Here is a 19,648-nt window from a genome sequence, read left to right on the forward strand (position 1 = left end):
AGGAACCTCCTCTATGAGTCCTGGCCGGAAAGCTGTGGTTCGTTTCCTGTCTCTTTTTCTTCAAAGAGTGCTTCAAATTCGCTCCTTGTTATCTTTTCCTTTTCGAGCAGAAGCTGGGCACATGCTTCCAATACAGAATGATATTCTTGTAAAAGTGCTTTTGCTTTTATATAACATTCGTCAATAATTCGTTTTACTTCTTCGTCAATCGTACCTGCAATCTTCTCGCCATAGCCTCGCGACGTATGGCCAAAATCTCTTCCGATAAATACTTCGTCGCTGTCATTGTCATAGTTTATCAGACCAAGCCTCTCTGACATTCCGAACTTTGTAATCATAGATTTCGCAATGGCTGTCGCCTGCTTAATATCCTGGGAAGCCCCTGTTGTAATATCATCAAATATCTCTTCCTCTGCTACACGTCCGCCCAAAGATACTGTAATTTCCTGAAGCATATGTCCTTTTGTATTGAACATATCATCTCTTTCCGGAAGCGGCATTGTATAGCCTCCCGCGCCTCCTGTGGGCACAATCGATACACTGTATACCGGCCCTACATCTGGCAGCACATGAAATAAAATCGCATGCCCTGCCTCGTGGTATGCTGTAATCCGGCGTTCTTTTTCAGAGACAATCCGGCTTTTCTTCTCAGGGCCGATTCCAACCTTCACAAAGGCATGGCGAATATCTGACTGCTGCAAATATACCCTGTTTTCTTTCGCTGCCAGAATCGCCGCCTCATTCAAAAGATTTTCCAGGTCAGCGCCTGTAAAACCTGCTGTCGTCTGCGCAATTTGTTTTAGATCTACATCATCTCCCAGCGGTTTATTTTTCGCGTGAACTTTCAGTATTTCTTCTCTGCCTCCCACGTCCGGACGCCCTACGATAACATTTCTGTCGAACCGTCCCGGTCTTAAAATCGCCGGATCTAATATATCTTTGCGGTTGGTTGCCGCCATGACAATAATTCCTTCATTCACCCCGAAGCCATCCATCTCTACGAGAAGCTGGTTCAATGTCTGTTCTCTCTCGTCATGTCCGCCGCCCAGACCGCTTCCGCGGCGTCTCGCAACAGCGTCAATCTCATCAATGAAGATAATACAAGGGGCATTTTTCTTCGCGTCCTGGAACAAATCACGAACACGGGACGCTCCTACGCCTACAAACATCTCTACGAAATCCGAACCTGAAATACTAAAAAACGGCACTCCAGCTTCACCTGCAACGGCTTTTGCAAGCAGTGTTTTTCCTGTTCCCGGAGGTCCCTCTAAAAGAACGCCTTTGGGGATCCTCGCTCCTACCTGAATATATTTCTTCGGAGCCTTTAAGAAATCTACAATCTCCTCCAGCTCTTCTTTTTCCTCTTTTAAGCCTGCTACATTTGCGAACGTTACTTTGATTTCATTCTGGCTGCTCATCTTTGCACGGCTCTTCCCGAAATTCATCGCTTTGGCATTCGCTCCTCCACTCTGCCTGTTCATCAAAAAGAATATAAGAGCTATTCCCGCAAATGTAATCAAAAGTGGAAGCATCACTGTCGTCATAACAGAATCCTGCTGCACATTTGACATTTTATAGTCTATACCATATTTCTCCAGAAGCTTCTCTGCTTCCTTTACATCCGAAACATAAACGGTGCGGGCGCTTTCCTCCCCCTCTAATGTTACGGTCACAGAACCCGTAGGCACAGCTTTATTCTGGCTGATTACGGCATCTGTCACATTTTCATCTTTTAATTCCTGTTCAAACTGGGTGTACGTCATCTCCTGCTGGTGCATCTGCATGCGGTTCATCAGCCAGAACGCAAGCACCACAATGAGAACAAACGTCATAACGGTAACTCCGCTTACACCTCTGTATTTCTTATTGTTCAACCTGTTATGTCTCCTTCCTGTTTATTCTACGCCTTCTACCACTCCTATATATGGCAGATTTCTATATTTCTGGGCATAATCCAGTCCATACCCGACCACGAATTCGTCTGGAATCGCGAATCCGACATAGTCTACTTTTACATCCTTTACTCTGCGGTCTGGTTTATCCAGCAATGTACACAGACGCACGCTGTTCGGTTTTCTGTGTTTCAGAACATCAATCAGATAATACAAGGTACGTCCTGAGTCAATGATGTCCTCCACAATGAGCACATCCTTTCCCTCTATCGCCTCATCTAAGTCTTTTGCAATACGCACAACACCGCTGGAGGCTGTTCCGTCCCCATAGCTTCCGACACTCATAAAATCCATCGAAACAGGCACTGTAATTCTCTTTGCCAGCTCGCACATAAAGAAAGCGCCGCCTTTTAAAATGCAGATTAAATGTACTTGTTTTCCTGCATAGTCTTCACTTATCTGCTTTCCTAATGCCTGTACTCTTTCTTCTATTTCTTCCTCAGATATTAACACTCGGATCGTCTCTGACATCTGTTTTCTCCTCCGTTATTCTAATTTCCAATATTCGCTTTGTCTCTTCTTTTACCTGGTAAGCATGACTCTGCCGCATCCCCGGTATCCATATAATCTGCTGTCCGTCTGCTATCAGAAGGAGGCTCCCCCGCTTTTCTTCAGGAACCTTTTCATTTATCAAATAGTTTTTCAGCTTCTGTGTGCTGCCTTTTTTATCAATTACAATCCTGTCTCCCTGCTGCCGCGTTCTGATAAGCAGGCTATTTTTTATTATATCATAATCAAACCATTTCGTGTAGGTTTTTTGTGGTATCAACGAGAAAGAAAAATTCGCCTTTTTCTTAAAAACCTTACAAGACACTTTTAAATTCCGTTCCGGTATCACGATCTCCCCCGATATCAGAAGCTCCCTGGGGCTTAATTTTTCTTCTAAATTTAGATGTTTTTTCCCTTTTTTACTCTCCACCAGCACACCGGCGTATACTCTCTTTGCCGTTATATGATAGGGCAGATTTATCCGCCTTCCCACCTGTCCCTCTAATAAATCCAGTACCGCACTAATATGAGCCGATGTCACATCTTTACTCGCTTTGGCTATATTTTCCAAAGTACTTTTAATGAGAAATTTCTTTAACGCATCTGGCAGAGCGTCAAATTTTTCTTTGTAAATAAGAAGCCCTTCCTGTTTTTGTTCCTGTACACAGTCCGCATATGCCTTCTTCGTCTGTGCCGCGATATATTCCCATACTTCCTGTACCTGCACAGATGCCTCATACAGATGCTTCACCGTCTGGGGATTTACTTGTGTTTCCAGTTCTGGAATAATCCGGTGACGCACACGATTTCGCGTATACAGATCCTCTTCATTCGTCTCATCCTGGCAAAATGGAATTTCATATCTTTCCATCCACTCTTCGATCTGACTGCGCTTCACACACAAAAGAGGACGGATCCAGATTCCGTTTACCGGAGTGATCCCACACATACCTCTCAGTCCACTGCCTCTTGCCAGATTCATAAGCAGTGTCTCCGCATTATCATTCTGATGATGTGCTGTCGCAATTTTTGTCCCATTTACTTCTTTAAGCACTTTTTCAAAAGCTTCCCTGCGCACCATGCGCCCTGCTTCCTCAAGAGATTGTTTCCTTTTTATGGCAATTAATTCTACGTTTTTATGAAAAACTCGAAACGTAAGTCCTTTTTCCTCACAGATTTTGCGTACAAACTGTTCGTCCCTGTCGGCGCTCACTTCGCGTATACCATGATTTATATGACACACAACAATCTGGAAATCCAATGCCTTTTTCAATTCTAAAAGCGCAAAAAGCAGGCATATCGAATCGGCTCCGCCCGATACGCCTGTCACTACTATATCATGCTCCTGTATCATATGATATTTTTTTATAAAAGCTTCAATTTTCTTCATCATATGTAAACTATACTCAATCTATGACAAAATTGCAAGAATCTCTGCCCTAACATTCCCATAACCCGACTGCCAGCACCGTCATATCATCTGCCGGCTCCTTTCCGGTCCAGTTTAAAACCTGTTCTAGCACATGATGCGCCATTTCTTTTGGATTCGCAATCGCACTTCCCTGTATAATCGTTTCCAGAAGAATATCCTGCTCTCCAACTGGAAGAGCATCTAAAACGCCGTCTGTCACCATAATCACAAAATCTCCTGATTTGAGTTTTCTCTTTACTGAATCAATCTCAATAGAATGTAGGACACCTATCGGCAGACTTGTAGAGCTTAAGTGCTCCACAACGTCTCCTTTTTTTATAAAGGTAGAGGAAGCCCCTGCTTTAATCAGTTCACATTCTCCTGTATATAAATCAAACACGCTCATGTCAATCGTAGAATAGTGTATCTCTTCTCTTCCCATAACTAACGTCGTATTAATCATCTGGATTGCTGTTTTTTCCGGAAATCCGGCTTCTAAAAGCTCTTCCAGCAGTTCTACCACCAAAGTGCTCTCTCTGCATGCCTTTTCACCTGAACCCATTCCATCAGAAAGTGCCACTGCCTGTCTGCCTCCAGGCAGTTCTATCATCATAAAATTATCCCCTGACACTTGACAGCAGCCTTTTCCAATCCGCGCAACGCCATGCATTGTATAATATGTAGGGCCTTCTATACAGATAACAGTTGTATATTCTTTTCCCAGTATCTGTCCGCTGTTTTCTTCCAGAATAAATCTCCTCCCCAGAACTTCTGAAACTCCCTTTACTAATTCTCTCTGTGTAACGCAGCGGTTCTGTACAGCTCTTGCAGTAACGTGAATTTCGTATTTTCCTTCCCTGTTCATAAAAAAATTCGTGTACAATACCCGAATACCTTTCTTCTTTAAACTGACACTGATTTTTTTCTCCAATCGTTCATCTGTAAACATACTATCTTCTAATTCTTTTGCCGTACTGCGTATCATATCGGCAAAGGTATCCATCTGGATCGCGCACCCTTCTCTGCTCCTTGCCATTCGGTTTATCCAGATCATATTCTGTCTGGCATCGTGAAATGCCTCCAGCATTTCACGTAAGAATCTTGGCGCCATAATACATTTCTGCTGCAGTTTTCTCTTTGTTTCCATGTTCATCTCGTTTCCATAACGGTCTACGGCTGATAGAATTTCATATCCCATCTGATAGGTATGTACAAAATTTTCTCCCCAACACCAACTGCATTTTTCACAATTTCCGCATACTTTCTCTCTCACCCTTTGAAACATATCCTCAATCTCTTCGTTGGAAAATGCCTGCTTTTTCTCTTCCAGCTCCAGAAATGTACGTGAAAGCTGTTTCAGCGAATCTGCAAACTTTTCTATCTGGGCAACGTAAGGGCTGTTATGTAATACTTGTCCTTCATTCATCGTATTTATACTCCTTCCTCAAACAAAATGGAGAAACCCATTTTCCTTCTCTTTGTCCCTCTGCCTTGAAGGTACAGACAGTACGCAAAAACTCCAGGAGAATTTCTCCTGGAGTTTTCTTTCGTACTTGTGCTTATTCTGCCGGTTTAAAAATTACTTCATCAGGGTCAACAAGCCCTAATTTTTCTTCCGCAGTCTCTTTTATATATTCATCTGTCTTAACATATTCCTCATAATCTTCAATTTCTTCAGAACGATTCTTTTCTTCCTGAATCTGTGCTTCCAACTCAGCTTCTTGTTCTTTGTATTCCTTATTTTTTGCCTGAAGCATCACCGAATTTACCGTCAACACTCCGGTTAAAAGCAACAAAATAAAACTGATTCCTATTATACTTCTCTTATGATGTCTAAGCCGCGACGTCTTTTTAGACCGCTGCCTGTCCATTCCACTCTGTTTCTTTCTCGTCATTTATACTCACCCTATTTGTATATTATTTTCCCTTACTACAAAAAATATTCTATCTGTTTTTTTTATACTTTTCAAGATTTTTCTTATGTTTTGTCCATATTTTTTTTAGAAGTATACGAAAAAGATGCGGCAATATACTTCCGCATACCACGCCTAATATAAAAAACCACCGTATACTGCCATATGTCGTCCTGTACATCTGATGAAACAGATAAATACTGACAAGAAGCCAGAAAAAGAAATCTTCCAAACTGATTACCCAGTTCTTATGCCGAATCAATTTCCGAAACAGTACAAGGGCATAATACACTGCCATCACTGTAATACCTGACAGGCCGGCGTAAAGAAAAATCAGCGCCTCTGTCCCTATTCCCAGCATCATATGCACGTACCTACTTAAACAGCTTTGTAAAGAAGTTTTCGTTCTGCCGGTTCACCTGATTTACATTCGAATACGCAATGCTGTCTATGTTTCCGGATAAATCAACCTCACCCTTTTCCACGCTTAAACGATTCACATGCAAATCTGTCCCCTTTACCATCAGCATTCCCATCTCTGTCTCCAGTAATATCTCGTTTAAATCAAATGAAAGAACATCCAGCACTCCCGTTACCATGCTGGTTTTTCGATTATTTATAATTAGTTTATGTGTTTTTATTATCCGCTGTTCTTCCATACATCTGCCCCCTTCCTGTGCTTTTCTATATATATGAAGGGTTGTATAAAATTATGTCTGGAATTACAGATACCGGAATAGTTCTTTTGCTTCTTCTTTCTTTGTTGTATCCTGCAGTGCAAGTACCTCTGCCTTCACAGTTTTTGTTCCAAACTGGATTTCTATAATATCGCCCGGCTTTACCTTTACAGATGCCTTTGCTGGTTTCCCGTTTACCAGCACCCTGCCTGCATCACATGCCTCATTTGCAACTGTTCTTCTTTTAATCAGACGAGACACTTTTAAAAATTTATCAAGACGCATTTTTTTCCTCCATTCATAAAGTGGTGAACCCTAAGCGGTATGCCTTTAAAATATATAATTAATAAAGAGCACTTATAATGTAAGTACATCATAAGTGCTCTTTTCACCTTTTAGGGTATATTAGTTCAAAGCGTCTTTTAAAGCTTTTCCTGCTTTGAATTTTGGAGCTTTGCATGCAGCAATTTTCATTGTTTTTCCTGTCTGAGGATTTCTTCCCTCTCTTGCTGCTCTTTCGCTTACTTCAAATGTTCCGAAGCCTACTAACTGTACTTTATCGCCTTTTTTCAGCTGTTCCGTTACTACATCGATAAAAGCCTTTAACGCTTTTTCAGAGTCCTTTTTAGAAATTTCTGCTGTCTCAGCAATTGCTGCTACTAATTCTGTTTTGTTCATGGATAATGTCCTCCTCCTAATTGTACTAGAATACGAATATTCTACCGTTTTTATAAAGGTTTCATGCATGTTCGTCCACACGAAGCACCCTTATGTATGTTATAACGGTTTCCCTCTCCTTTGTCAAGAAGTTTTACTGTTTTTCCGCCTTTTTAAGCTGTTTTTCACAATTATATCCATATTATGGAAATTTTACATAATCGCGTCTATCATAGCCAGAATTTCATTTCCCATCTTTTCAGATTTCTCATCTGCATCCGCCAGAGAAACTCCTTTGATTCCATAGTAGAATTTTACTTTCGGCTCTGTACCCGAAGGCCTTACACATACCCATGCCCCGTCTGCCAGATCGTAGTAAAGAACATTGGAGTTTGGAAGTCCTGTCTTAGTCACTTCCCCTGTCTGCATATCTTTGATTGTATCTGCTTTATAGTCGCGCGCTTTAAGAACCTTCAGACCGGCAATCTCTGCCGGCGGATTCTTACGCAGTGTCTCAAGGATCTCCTGTATTTTTGCGAGTCCCTCAATTCCTTTCAGAGTAATGGACTTGATGTCATCTTTGTAGTAGCCGTAACGCTCATATAAAGAAATCATCGCATCCCAAAGTGTCATGTCTTTTGTCTTGTAATAAGCTGCTGCCTCGCACAGAGCCATCGTAGCTACAATCGCATCTTTGTCCCGCGCATGCGTTCCGATCAGACAGCCATAGCTCTCTTCAAAGCCAAATACATATTCGCCTTTTCCGCTTGTCTCAAATCCAAGAATCTGCTGCCCGATATATTTAAAGCCTGTCAGACATTCAATCAGCCCGACATGATAGTAATCCGCAATGGCATCTGCCATATTGGTTGTCACAATCGTTTTTATCAAGAAACCATCTTCCGGCAGCCCTTTCAATGCTTGTCTCTGCCCGATTTCATAATCGGCAAGCAGGCAGCCCGACATATTCCCTGTCAATGTATGGTATTCTCCATTTTTGTCCTTTACCCGCACTCCCAGACGATCCGCGTCCGGATCTGTGGCAAGCACAATATCTGCGTCTATCTCCTTCGCCAGCTTTAGTCCCAGGTCAAATGCTTCCTCTGCTTCCGGATTTGGATAGGATACAGTTGGAAACTCTCCGTCCGGCAACTCCTGCTCTTTTACTACATAGACATTTTCAAAACCCAGCTCTTTTAAAATCCGGCGTGCCGGAATATTTCCTGTTCCATGAAGTGGAGTATAGACAATTTTTATATCTTTGCCAACCTCGTCAATTGCGTCTTGATGAAGCACCTGCTTTTTCAGCTCCGCAATATAAGCGTCGTCTATTTCTGCCCCAATTGTCTCATAGAGCCCTGCGGCTTTCGCATCCTGAAGAGACATCGTTTTCACTTCCGTATAATTTTCCACTGCCTTTACTTCATCCATGATTCCTTTGTCATGGGGCGGTGTAATCTGAGCGCCGTCCTCCCAGTATACTTTGTATCCATTATATTCCGGAGGATTGTGGCTTGCAGTAATATTGATTCCGGCTATACAGCCCAGCTTCCTTACAGCATAGGACAGCTCCGGTGTCGGGCGCAAAGAATCGAACACATATGCCTTGATATTGTTCGCGGCAAGGCAAAGCGCTGCTTCCTGTGCAAATTCCGGTGACATACGGCGCGAATCAAAAGCAATTGCCACACCTTTTTTTTCTCCCTTATTTTTCAATATATAGTTTGCCAGCCCCTGCGTTGCTTTTCTCACTGTATAAATATTCATACGGTTCGTTCCCGCGCCGATTACTCCGCGCAGACCGGCAGTTCCAAACTCCAGCTCCGTATAAAATCGTTCTTTAATCTCCTTATCATCTGCTTTGATCGCTTCTAATTCTGCTTTCACCGCATCGTCGAAATAAGAATCTGAAAGCCATTGTTCATACCTCTCCTTGTAATCCATACTGGTACCTCCTGACATATAATAAATCTGACCTTATTATACAACAGGTGCCTGTAAATTTAAAGTAAACTTTCGTAACAGCTTAACCGGGAAATTAAACTGTTACGAACTTTCTAAGTTTTATTCTATATGACAGATCTCCTGCTTAAATATTTATTTGAAATATCTTCTCTAAAAAGTCTAGTTTTTCTTCTGCCTGCAAAACAGATAGTCGAAGTTTTTCCACACTTTTCTCTGGTATCCATGCCTTATTGGAATGATAATAGCTGCTCGCCGTCTTCCAGAACTTCTCCGGATAAGCAAGATTTAACGCAATATATTCTTTTTCACTTACAGAAAGAGGGCGTACGGCCTGATATGCTTCTAACATTTTCCTTCCAAGACAAACGTCCCACTGATGCTTTTCCATTACTTTTCTTAAAAAATAATATAAATCCTGCGCCTGAATATCCATTCGGAAATGTTCAAAATTTGTCACTGCCGGCATACCTGCCGCCATCATCAGAACATTATGATAATTATAGTCTCCGTGGACTAACCGTCTTTTCTCAATAGACTCCCAAAATAGTTTCCGACATTCTTCACCCTCTAGTCTTGCTGTCACTTTTTCTGCCAGAGCATACATTTTTTCAAAATTTTCAAGGAATAAATATTCAAAATCACTTTTGGAAACCCGATTTCTTATAAAAGCACGCACTTTTCTCAATTCTCTGTTGTGCCGTTTCACTTCTTCCTCTGGAAGCCGTCCCGCAAACGAAAAGCTTTCTTCTATATCATCAAAATTTCTTTGCCAACTTAAATTCCGGTGGATACGCGCAAGCTGACGGACAGCCTCTATAATATCAGCTTCCCGCTTCACTTCACATTCTCTGCCTGTATACCATTTTTTCAGCATATATTTTGTGCCGTCCCTCCCCGCACATAAAAGTTCTCCATTCTTTGTAAATACGGGTGTATCAACCTGGAAGCCCGCTTCCGTTTCTAGACGACTTAATAACTTATACAGAAGGGGAGCACGGCGCGCAGAAATCTTCGTCTCCTTCAGTAACATCGTCCCCTCATTCGTATCGCAAAAAAACGCACCCCTGATTCTGCGGGTGCTTTTCACTTCCATGTCATATTGTTCTAATACTTCTAATTCGTACTCCTTCATGGCTGCCCCCTGCATTATGCGATTCATAGTTCTTTCTAATGTATGAAGGGGACAGCCTAAGTATGCTATAAACCAAGCTTTTCTTTTACATATTCACACAAAATTTCTTTTTTGTTACATTCCGGCTCATCAATCACCCACTCTAAAAGTTCCGACAACATACTGCCAAGCTCCCTGCCCGGCTGCATGCCAAGCTCCATCAAATCTCGGCCTCCTACTGCCAGATCCCTTAATGTAACACAGTCTCCATTTAACAGCGTCTCCTGGTATACCTCTCTCATGGCGACAATATTTTCTATTTTCTCTCTTCTTCTGTAAGGGCTCTGTGCCTTTACATCTGCCATGCGTACTGCCAGATAATAAGGGAAGAGCTCTACCCCGATTCGGTTCATGGCGCGGCGTACATTTTTGGGAGTTGCCTCAATCCGATAATCGTGGTAGCAGACAAGACGGGTCACTTTTTTCACTGTATCATTGTCGAATTTCAAACGACGCAGTATTTTTCTTGCTATCTCCTCACTCACAAGGGCGTGTCCCTTAAAATGATCCACTCCTTTTTCATCGGTTGTCTTCATAGACGGCTTTCCCATATCGTGAAACAGCATCGTCAGCCTTAATATTTTGTCTTTTTTTACATTTTTCAACGCATGCAGTGTATGCTCCGCGACATCGTATTTATGGTGCGGTGTTTTCTGCTCTACCCCAACCATCGCATCCCATTCCGGCAGAATAATCTTTGTAATTCCCAGATTATACGCATCTTGGATTTTTTCAGGGTGATTCGAAGTCAAAAGCTTGACTAACTCCACTTGAATCCTTTCTGCGCTGATATTTTTAAGAGACGGCGTCAATTTTTTTACCGCCTCCGCCGTCTGTTCTTCTATAGGGAAATCCAATTGTGCAGAAAAACGGACTGCTCTTAAAATCCGAAGCGCATCCTCCGAAAAACGTTCTTCCGCATTCCCCACACAACGTATCAAGTGATGGTTTAAGTCTTTCATTCCCCCAAATGCATCAACTAACCGCACTTCGTCATTATATGCCATAGCGTTGATCGTAAAATCACGCCTTCTTAAATCTTCCTCTAATTGATTGGTAAAAATAACTTCCTTCGGATGACGGCTGTCCTCATACACCCCGTCAATCCGGTATGTTGTGACTTCAAAGCTATCTTTGCCTATCAAGACGGTGACTGTACCATGTTCAATCCCCGTATCTACTGTCCTGCGAAACAGCTTTTTGATTTCTTCTGGCTTTGCGGACGTTGTAATGTCCCAGTCTTCAGGTCTTCTTGCCAGGATGGAATCTCTTACGCAGCCGCCGACCGCATATGCCTCATATCCATGAAGCTGAAGATTCTGAATAATCATTTGCACCTTTTTTGGCAGTTCTATCTTCATTTAAATTCTTCCTTCCATTATTTCCGCTTCTCTCTTTTGGCAAGTAAATATTATAGCCTGCTTTTTCGTATCACTCAACCATTTTAAGGCAGATTTTAATCTTTTTTCATCATAGAATACAAACATGTCATCCAAAATAACCGGCAGCTCCTCTTCTCCTAAAAGCTCTGCCGCCGCCATACGAATAGCAAAATAGATCTGCTCTATTGTCCCTCTGCTCAAGCAGTGCAGGGAAATTCTGCGCTGACCGTCCCATACAGAAATATCCATATTGTCCGACATTTGTAAACGGCAATACCGTCCTCCTGTGACCGCGCCCAATATCTCAGATGCCTTATCATTTATACGTTCATCTGTTCTGCGTCCCAGTCTTTTTGCAGCTGCTTCCATCTTTTCCGCCGCCATTTTCAAAGCTTTTAAATCCTCCTCTATCAGCAGTCTTTCCTCTGAAATCTCTGATTCCCTTTCTTCCTCATGCAGATTTTCCAGGCGGACTTCCTTTTCTTTCCACTCAGACTGCAGCTTTTCTCTCTGCCACACCTGCTTCTTCTTGTTTTCTTCCGCCTGCCGTATTTCCTGTGCCAGCCTCCGACATTCGGCCTCATTATCTGTACTTTCATACTTCATATTCTGCACAGTCTGCTTCTTCCAGGCTCTAAAGGCTCTTCTCTCTGCCGTCCTCTTCACTATCCCGACACACAAAAGTATAAGCCCTGCTGCCAATATCAGGTATCCAATCAGCTGCAAAGGCACGCTTCCCGAGAACCAGTCCTGACGGGCAAGAATCTTGCCCCAGAATATACCGGCAATTCCGATCAGAACTCCGACAATGCCTGCTGATAAAAATGTTCTGGATTTTTTCTCATACAAACCAGGCGTTTCTTCTGTGTCCTGAGGTTTTTTCTGTCTTTTTTCTGCTTTTTCGTACTGTGCCCGCAGACGCGCTTCTTCTCTGACAGATTCACTGTACTGCTGCTGGTTCTCTTCAAACTCCTGCCGCAATCTTTCCATATCCTGCGTAATATAGCTGCATTCCTGCCGAATTTTTCCTAGTTTATTTTCTTGCTTTTCATCCAGGAGGCGAAGTTGTCTCTCTGTCTCTTTTTGTTTCTCTTTCAGATATTTCATTGCCCCTTGCAAGTCCACTTCCCCGCCGCCTGTTTCGTAATAATTGGCCGCATAATTCTTCAGGCTGTCCGAGAGCTCTTGTCCTGGTTTTGCTGACATCTGTCTGACTAAAACCGTATTGTCAAACATAAGAGGGGTTATTCCTCCTAACAGCATCTCCAGATCTCCCTGTTCGACGGATAATTCTTCTCCGTCGTCCTCGCAGACCAGTGAAGCATGTTTTGTATATCTGTCAAAGCTCCTCTCCAAAAGAAATGTTCTCCCTCCGCATGAAAACCGCATGCTTCCTGCGTAATAATTCGGGTTGTCCCATGGCTCATACCTGCTGAAATCATCTCTTGCAGCCGCTTTTCCTCTGCCTCTTTCCATTCCAAACAGCATTGCACGTATAAAGGCGACAAGTGTGCTTTTTCCAAACTCATTTTCACCGTAAATAATATGGACTCCTGTGTCAAACCGAAAATGTTGCTCTGAAAATTTTCCAAAATTCTTTATATATACTTCTTTGATAATCATTCCTGTTTCCCTTTTCTCAATGCATATTCGTAAGAATGGCTTCTACTCCTGCACAAAGCGCTTTATATTCTATACTATTTTCAGGACACCCCTGGAACATGCGGATATATTCACCAAGCAAATTCTGTCCGTTTTCTTCTGCAAGATGTGCAAAATCATAGAGTGGACGTGTTTTATCCAAAATCTCTATCATATTCCCATAGGAGTCCATGTGCGAGGTATCAAACGTTATATCTGCATCGCGGTATCCCGTCAGAACAATTTTATAAAGATTCTCCACTCCCTTCTCTTCCACCATCTTTTTTAAAGCCGCCTTGAGACTTCCTGATGTCTGCATTTCATCTACTGTTACAGTGAGAGGGACATATTCCCTCTTTGCACATGCAACTTTGCGGGTTCTTACTCCCTGCACATTTATTTCCCCTTCAATATAACCATGTATTCCCGTATCATTTTTATCCACAGGCTCCAGCGCCCCTGCATAGAGAATCTGCTGTTTTTTCACTGTTTCTGGTATTTCTTCCGCTTTATGGATATGCCCCAGCGCTATATAGTCAAAGCCGGTACTCTCCAATTTCTCTCTGTGGATGGGAATGTGCTTTTCGTCTCCCCCATGCGCCAAAAGTATTTCAAAAGGCTGTATCTGGCAGGCATATGCTTCGTCATACCTTGCCTTACTTATTTCCTTTGTATAATAGCTAAAGCCATAGACAGCCGTCTGAAGCTCCGGAAATTCAATATATTCCATCTTCTCTCCGAACAACGGATATACATTTTGATTCCACTGAAAGGTACGGTAATAGGAATCTCTTCGGATATAATCGTGATTTCCTGCAATCAGCACGACTTTTGTATGTGTCAGCCTGGAAAACATATAGTTTACTTCCTTTAGCTCCCGAAGCAGAGGCTGACGGTGAAATAAATCTCCCGCAATCAGCAATAAATCTGTTTTTTCTCTCTCGCATACATCTATCACTTGTTCCAATGTATCCCACAATTCTTTCGGACGTATTTCGCTGTACGCCTTTCCCGAATCCGGAGTTGCCCCCAGATGAACATCCGCTATATGAATAAATTTCATGTCTGCTCCTCTTTCTTTTGTCCTGCACTGTTCCGGAAACACTGTCAGTCTCCCGCTGTTTTTTGTCAACGTAACACAAAAGCGCGGCATTGAGCCGCGCCTCCCATATCTTCCGCCGCCATGTATCCTTTAAAATATACAGGCTTTACAGTTCGCAGTTATTGACCGTTCTCGGGAACGAAAGAACGTCACGTATATTCGTCATACCTGTAAGATACATCACACACCGTTCAAACCCAAGTCCATATCCGGCATGTCTGGTAGAGCCATATTTTCTGAGGTCTAAATAAAATTTATAGTCTTCTTCCTTTAAGTGCAGTTCTTTCATTCGGCCTCTTAATTTCTCATAGTCGTCCTCTCTCTGGCTGCCGCCGATAATTTCTCCAATTCCCGGAACAAGGCAGTCTACAGCAGCGACTGTCTTCCCGTCCTCATTTAATTTCATATAAAACGCCTTAATTTCTTTTGGATAATCTGTCACAAATACCGGACGTTTATATACCTGTTCTGTCAGATAGCGCTCATGCTCTGTCTGCAAATCACATCCCCAGGACACCTTATATTCAAATTTATCATTGTTCTTTTCCAGAATCTTAACAGCCTCTGTATACGTCACTCTGGCAAAATCAGAATTTACTACATTGTGCAGACGCTCCAGAAGTCCTTTATCTACGAAAGAATTAAAGAAATTCATCTCTTCGGGGGCCTGCTCCAATACATAGGAGATTACGTATTTCAGCATTGCCTCCGCCAGATCCATGTTATCCTCTAAATCTGCAAATGCAATTTCCGGTTCAATCATCCAAAATTCTGCCGCATGCCTTGTCGTATTCGAATTCTCTGCGCGGAAAGTCGGCCCGAATGTATAAATACTGCGGAATGCCTGTGCGTATGTCTCTCCATTCAACTGTCCGCTTACAGTAAGGCTCGTCTCTTTTCCAAAGAAGTCTTTCGTATAGTCGACTGTTCCGTCCTCATTCTTCGGTACATTTTCCATATCCAGTGTTGTCACGCGGAACATTTCACCTGCCCCCTCACAGTCACTTCCTGTGATCAGCGGGGTATGCACATAGACAAAGCCTCTCTCCTGGAAAAACTTGTGAATCGCATATGCCGCCAGTGATTTTACGCGGAATACCGCCTGAAATGTATTCGTCCGCGGGCGAAGATGCGAAATTGTTCTAAGATATTCGAAACTATGACGTTTCTTTTGCAACGGATAATCCGGCGCAGAAGCTCCCTCTACGGTCACTTCATCAGCCTGGATTTCAAAAGGCTGCTTTGCCTGCGGCGTCGCAACAAGCGTGCCTGTCACAATGATTGCGGCGCCTACATTTTGTTTTGAAATCTCGCTGAAATTCTCCATCTTATCATGGTATACAATCTGAAGCGGCTCAAAATAAGAACCGTCATTTACTACAATAAAGCCAAAGGTTTTCGAGTCGCGGATACTGCGTATCCACCCTCCGACAGTCACCTTCTGGTCCAGATACTCGTCTCTGTTTTTAAATAACTCCCGAATCGTTACCAGTTCCATAACAAATACTCCTTCTACTTTTTAAGCTGCCCACAACGGCTGTTTTGGGTAACGGTATTATTATAACACTGAAACTATATGAAATACAACAATAAATCCTTTCTTATCATCCCACCCGATGCGAAAAACTACCATCGCCTCCACCTTGTCCGTTCTTCATACAGAGAACAGGTCGACGGCTATTTTTAGGCCTTACTAATGGCGCTATTTCCATGCACTCGACCTTACATGCTGGAAACCTTAGCATTGAAAGCGAGATAAAACCTATTATTTCTTTGCATCCTCTTCCAATTCCAGCATGTATTTATCAAAGTCAGACATAAATAGTCTATCCTGAATGACACGATATTTTTCAAATTCAGTTTCGGCTTTTGCCTTGGCAATCTCTGCAGTGATTTTACCTGCATCCTGAAGGATCTCTCTGTCATCTGCCATCAAGAATAGATCCAGTCGTTTCGCCCAGTCTTCCATCGTCATTGGAATATGGCGCTCCGCACGGTCCTCTGCCAAATCCAGATAAGCTGATACAATACGCTCTAATGAACGCATTTCTTTTTCTGAAAGATAATTCTTCGCAACGCTCACATCACTTTTTACGATCTTGCCTTCCGGCGCTGTTGCCCAAGTGGTCAGTCCCATATGTGGCTTATCTGCATCGGCTCGCTCATAAATTAACTCTGCTGCGGTATGTCCGTGAACTGCATAATGCATCTTGTTTTGAACCTTTGCAAAAAACTGCTTTGTTGTCTTCGCAGTTCGATCATAATCAAGAGCTGTTGCATAGATATCTGTTATCTTCTGGTAAAATCTACGCTCAGACAGACGGATTTCTCGAATCTGCTCAAGCAAACGGTCGAAGTATTCTACTGTAAGCACAGAGCCACCATTTTTCAGGCGCTCGTCATCCATGGCCCAGCCTTTGATGGTGTAGTCCTTCACGATGCCATTTGCCCACTTACGAAACTGCACTGCTCGTTCATTGTTCACCTTGAATCCGACAGCAATAATCATTTGAAGATTATAATGCTTCGTATCACGAGTAATCTGACGTGAACCTTCGGTTTGAACTATCCGGAAATTCCGGATAGTTGCATTTTCCTCAAGTTCAGAATCGGAATATATCTTTTTAATGTGCTCATTGATTGTACGAACATCTACATTATACAATGTAGCCATCATCTTTTGTGTTAGCCATATATTCTCATCCTCATAGCGTATCTCAATGCTGTCCTGCTGATCGCCAACAGAGGCAACATAGGTTAAGTATTCCGCTGCGCTGGACCGGATGGTTATTTCATCTTTTTTCTTTTTCAAATAGAAGGCCTCCTTCAACGTCTTAAAGTAACTATTCTGCTTGTACATCAAAAGATTGCTTCACAATTTCCATAATTCGGTCTAATTCATCCTGATGCTCCATAAACAATTCTACGTCGCCATTTCCCCATCTCCCTAAGCCTGTAATATCTTTACAGATACCATTAGGATCATTAATCTCAGAAAACTTCATATTAATCGAAATGCGCAACCTTTGTTTCTGAAAAACGATATCAACAAAATTAGTGTCCAGCTTATAGGCCACATATAACTTTTTATATTCCTTCTTTACAGCTGGAGATAAGTTCATAATACGCTTATCTAAAGACTCGAATAACATTCTTGTAAAAGCATTTACATCGTATGTTTCCAAAGAATACTTCTGCACTGGTTTTTCTTCCACCTGATATGGTGCAAGCTCTGCCGCTGTTAAAGATGGATATGGCCAAATAGCTTCTGCTTTCTTTGCTAGTTCATTTGCTCTCTCTTGGATATGTTTTTCATTCCACTCATTTTGCAAAACCACATATTTATTAAGCCTAAGTGCGCTTTCTTTGAACCCACCCGACATGTCCATCTTTTCCAGGAACGGTCTATCGCTCATCTCAGAGTTATATGCAGTTAAGGTAAGATTACCGATTGTGTGTAAATACTTTTTCTGAATTTCTCGCCAATCAGCGCCAAGCTCTTCTTGCCACTCTGAAGAAAGGTTTTTATTCTGCGGCATAATATGCTCGATAGTGTAATTCTCTATAATGATTGGAGCCTTATTTTCAGAGTTTTCTAAGCGACTGAGAATATAATTTCTAGCACGCATGTTATAAATATCACGACTTACAAACGCATCTTCGAACTTATCATCATCCGGGAACTCTTTATAAGTATCCTGCATCACAAAGAACGCCTTAACAGAATTCAGGTAATCATCCAGTCTAATATAATTCTTCAACGTTGCAAAGGTTTTGTTCATCGAATTAGTCGGAATCTCACAAATTGCACGCCTCAACACATAACTAATACAAAGCTTCAGAATTTCCTTCAACTCATCTAATGTTATTAGTTCTTCCGTACAATCACGATGAATTTTCAACAAAAATGGGTAAGATACTTCCATTCTTAAATCAATAATATCCTTATATAACTTCTTTAAATCCGTGTCAGAATTTCGCTTGAATACAATGTTTGTATAATATTTTGCATAATCCAGCAAATCTTGACATAATTCTCTGATAGTTCCAAATTCACAATTCAAATGATACAACTTAAATTCTTCATATACACGTCCTTGCTTTGGAATACGAGAAAGTTTCATGGTCAAGTAATGGCGGAAGAAAGCATCCATTACTGTTCCTTGCGTTTCATAAATAAACAGTTGTTCCATAGGCCGCCAAAGATGTTCATATACATAAGTTTGCTCCGATGGTTCTAGTCCCATTAAAACATAGTTACGAATCAAATCAGATTCAGAAAGTTCCTTACCGGTAGAATTTAAACTTTCAAAAATTGCCTGTGCATCATCAACAGCACGATCTAATGTGATATTAACAATTTGTAATTTTCCTATTGACTCGTATACCTCTGCAAGCTGAATTTCTTTATCAGCCAGCCTATTGGCAAAAAAGTTATAATTTTCAATCAATCTTGATCGAGTACCTTCTGCAATTGGCTTTTCCTCAACAAGGCTTATGAGAATATCTCGATCTGTTTCAGTCAGCAGTAACTTATATCGTTCATCACCACTTTCATACTCGTTTTTTAGAAGCATATTGTCTATACGACGAGCATTAATTGTTGTATCATCCGGATTCTTTATTGCATAATCACGTAAAGCCAGGAGAAGAAGGCTTAACGTAGTCATCCGTTGCTGCCCATCGATAATCATATACTTCTGAACACCTGTTGGCATTGCTTGTTCAGCAATATTAACAATAGATCCAACAAAATGACCAACTTTGCCTTTTCTCTGCATTTCTACAATGTCATTCCAAAGCCTTTTACACTGGTCAATATCCCAACTATAAAATCTCTGATAAACCGGAATCAAAAACTGTTTATTTCCATTTAATATCTCATAGATATTGCCTTTACGTGCATCCATACCGTACCTCCATTACTTCTTTTCTCCGTAAGAAACCCAGTAATTTCCTATATCCATTGTCGAAATCATCATAATATGTAGTTTTAATTCCATCAAAAGCATCTTCTTTTAATATATCAAACTGGTTCTCACCGTCTTCATACACTTCGCTAATAAAACGTTGTATACTCTCGGCACTCAAGTATGCTTTTCTCTGTATTTTCGCGGAAGATTCGGGATATCATCAACGATAACTTCATCTCTACTGCTGATGAGCTCTATTCTTTGATATAAACTTTTCCCCTTCAAAAATCTGGTCTTGCATGTTTAAGTTTAATCCATTGGCCAATGGATTGAACTTATCATACAAGGCCATTTTTCTTTCTCTTCAGTCATCGG

At 41.8% G+C, this 19,648-nt stretch carries 18 protein-coding genes; all 18 read right to left on the reverse strand.

Annotated features, from left to right (window positions below; all coding sequences use genetic code 11):
• Positions 1 to 11 precede the first annotated feature (11 nt).
• Complete coding sequence (gene ftsH / locus ACZ5C4_RS17985) at positions 12 to 1,832, reverse strand: ATP-dependent zinc metalloprotease FtsH (RefSeq protein ID WP_456299335.1); 1,821 nt, start codon at positions 1,830 to 1,832, stop codon at positions 12 to 14.
• Positions 1,833 to 1,895: 63 nt separating this feature from the next.
• Complete coding sequence (gene hpt, locus ACZ5C4_RS17990) at positions 1,896 to 2,423, reverse strand: hypoxanthine phosphoribosyltransferase (RefSeq protein ID WP_186876568.1); 528 nt, start codon at positions 2,421 to 2,423, stop codon at positions 1,896 to 1,898.
• Complete coding sequence (gene tilS / locus ACZ5C4_RS17995; RefSeq protein ID WP_464522199.1) at positions 2,392 to 3,834, reverse strand: tRNA lysidine(34) synthetase TilS; 1,443 nt, start codon at positions 3,832 to 3,834, stop codon at positions 2,392 to 2,394. The genes hpt and tilS overlap by 32 nt, the downstream gene beginning before the upstream one ends.
• 46 nt (positions 3,835 to 3,880) lie before the next feature.
• On the reverse strand, positions 3,881 to 5,278 hold the full coding sequence (locus ACZ5C4_RS18000) for a SpoIIE family protein phosphatase (RefSeq protein ID WP_464522200.1): 1,398 nt from the start codon (positions 5,276 to 5,278) through the stop codon (positions 3,881 to 3,883).
• A gap of 133 nt (positions 5,279 to 5,411) precedes the next feature.
• Entirely contained in the window at positions 5,412 to 5,747 is a 336-nt protein-coding gene (locus tag ACZ5C4_RS18005) for an FtsB family cell division protein (protein ID WP_464522201.1), read from the reverse strand.
• Positions 5,748 to 5,796: 49 nt separating this feature from the next.
• Positions 5,797 to 6,129, reverse strand: coding sequence for a spore cortex biosynthesis protein YabQ (gene yabQ, locus ACZ5C4_RS18010; protein WP_464522202.1), 333 nt, complete (start codon positions 6,127 to 6,129; stop codon positions 5,797 to 5,799).
• A gap of 10 nt (positions 6,130 to 6,139) precedes the next feature.
• A complete protein-coding gene (gene yabP / locus ACZ5C4_RS18015; protein WP_186876563.1) occupies positions 6,140 to 6,424 on the reverse strand; it encodes a sporulation protein YabP in 285 nt (94 codons plus the stop codon).
• A 63-nt stretch (positions 6,425 to 6,487) separates the two neighbouring features.
• A complete protein-coding gene (locus ACZ5C4_RS18020; RefSeq protein ID WP_464522203.1) occupies positions 6,488 to 6,727 on the reverse strand; it encodes an RNA-binding S4 domain-containing protein in 240 nt (79 codons plus the stop codon).
• Positions 6,728 to 6,847: 120 nt separating this feature from the next.
• On the reverse strand, positions 6,848 to 7,120 hold the full coding sequence (locus ACZ5C4_RS18025; protein ID WP_186876561.1) for an HU family DNA-binding protein: 273 nt from the start codon (positions 7,118 to 7,120) through the stop codon (positions 6,848 to 6,850).
• A gap of 192 nt (positions 7,121 to 7,312) precedes the next feature.
• Positions 7,313 to 9,043 (reverse strand): phospho-sugar mutase, encoded by a 1,731-nt coding sequence (locus ACZ5C4_RS18030; protein ID WP_464522204.1) that lies wholly within the window; start codon positions 9,041 to 9,043, stop codon positions 7,313 to 7,315.
• A 145-nt stretch (positions 9,044 to 9,188) separates the two neighbouring features.
• Positions 9,189 to 10,196, reverse strand: a complete 1,008-nt coding sequence (locus tag ACZ5C4_RS18035) for a CotS family spore coat protein (protein ID WP_464522205.1) — start codon at positions 10,194 to 10,196, stop codon at positions 9,189 to 9,191.
• Positions 10,197 to 10,261: 65 nt separating this feature from the next.
• Positions 10,262 to 11,596, reverse strand: coding sequence for a CCA tRNA nucleotidyltransferase (locus ACZ5C4_RS18040; RefSeq protein WP_464522206.1), 1,335 nt, complete (start codon positions 11,594 to 11,596; stop codon positions 10,262 to 10,264).
• The gene (locus ACZ5C4_RS18045; protein ID WP_464522207.1) at positions 11,597 to 13,240 is read right to left on the reverse strand and encodes an ATP-binding protein; all 1,644 of its coding nucleotides are present in this window, start codon (positions 13,238 to 13,240) and stop codon (positions 11,597 to 11,599) included.
• Between the two features lie 16 nt (positions 13,241 to 13,256).
• Entirely contained in the window at positions 13,257 to 14,321 is a 1,065-nt protein-coding gene (locus ACZ5C4_RS18050) for a metallophosphoesterase family protein (RefSeq protein WP_464522371.1), read from the reverse strand.
• A gap of 145 nt (positions 14,322 to 14,466) precedes the next feature.
• Positions 14,467 to 15,858, reverse strand: a complete 1,392-nt coding sequence (gene asnS / locus ACZ5C4_RS18055; protein WP_464522208.1) for an asparagine--tRNA ligase — start codon at positions 15,856 to 15,858, stop codon at positions 14,467 to 14,469.
• Between the two features lie 267 nt (positions 15,859 to 16,125).
• Positions 16,126 to 17,172 carry a virulence RhuM family protein gene (locus ACZ5C4_RS18060; RefSeq protein WP_464522209.1) on the reverse strand — a complete coding sequence of 349 codons (1,047 nt, stop codon included), beginning with the start codon at positions 17,170 to 17,172 and terminating at the stop codon, positions 16,126 to 16,128.
• A 31-nt stretch (positions 17,173 to 17,203) separates the two neighbouring features.
• Positions 17,204 to 19,270: a GmrSD restriction endonuclease domain-containing protein gene (locus ACZ5C4_RS18065; protein WP_464522210.1), complete on the reverse strand. Its 2,067-nt coding sequence runs from the start codon at positions 19,268 to 19,270 to the stop codon at positions 17,204 to 17,206.
• A complete protein-coding gene (locus ACZ5C4_RS18070) occupies positions 19,257 to 19,451 on the reverse strand; it encodes an ABC-three component system protein (RefSeq protein WP_464522211.1) in 195 nt (64 codons plus the stop codon). The genes ACZ5C4_RS18065 and ACZ5C4_RS18070 overlap by 14 nt, the downstream gene beginning before the upstream one ends.
• Between the last annotated feature and the right edge of the window lie 197 nt (positions 19,452 to 19,648).

The organism is Mediterraneibacter flintii, assembly GCF_055387595.1.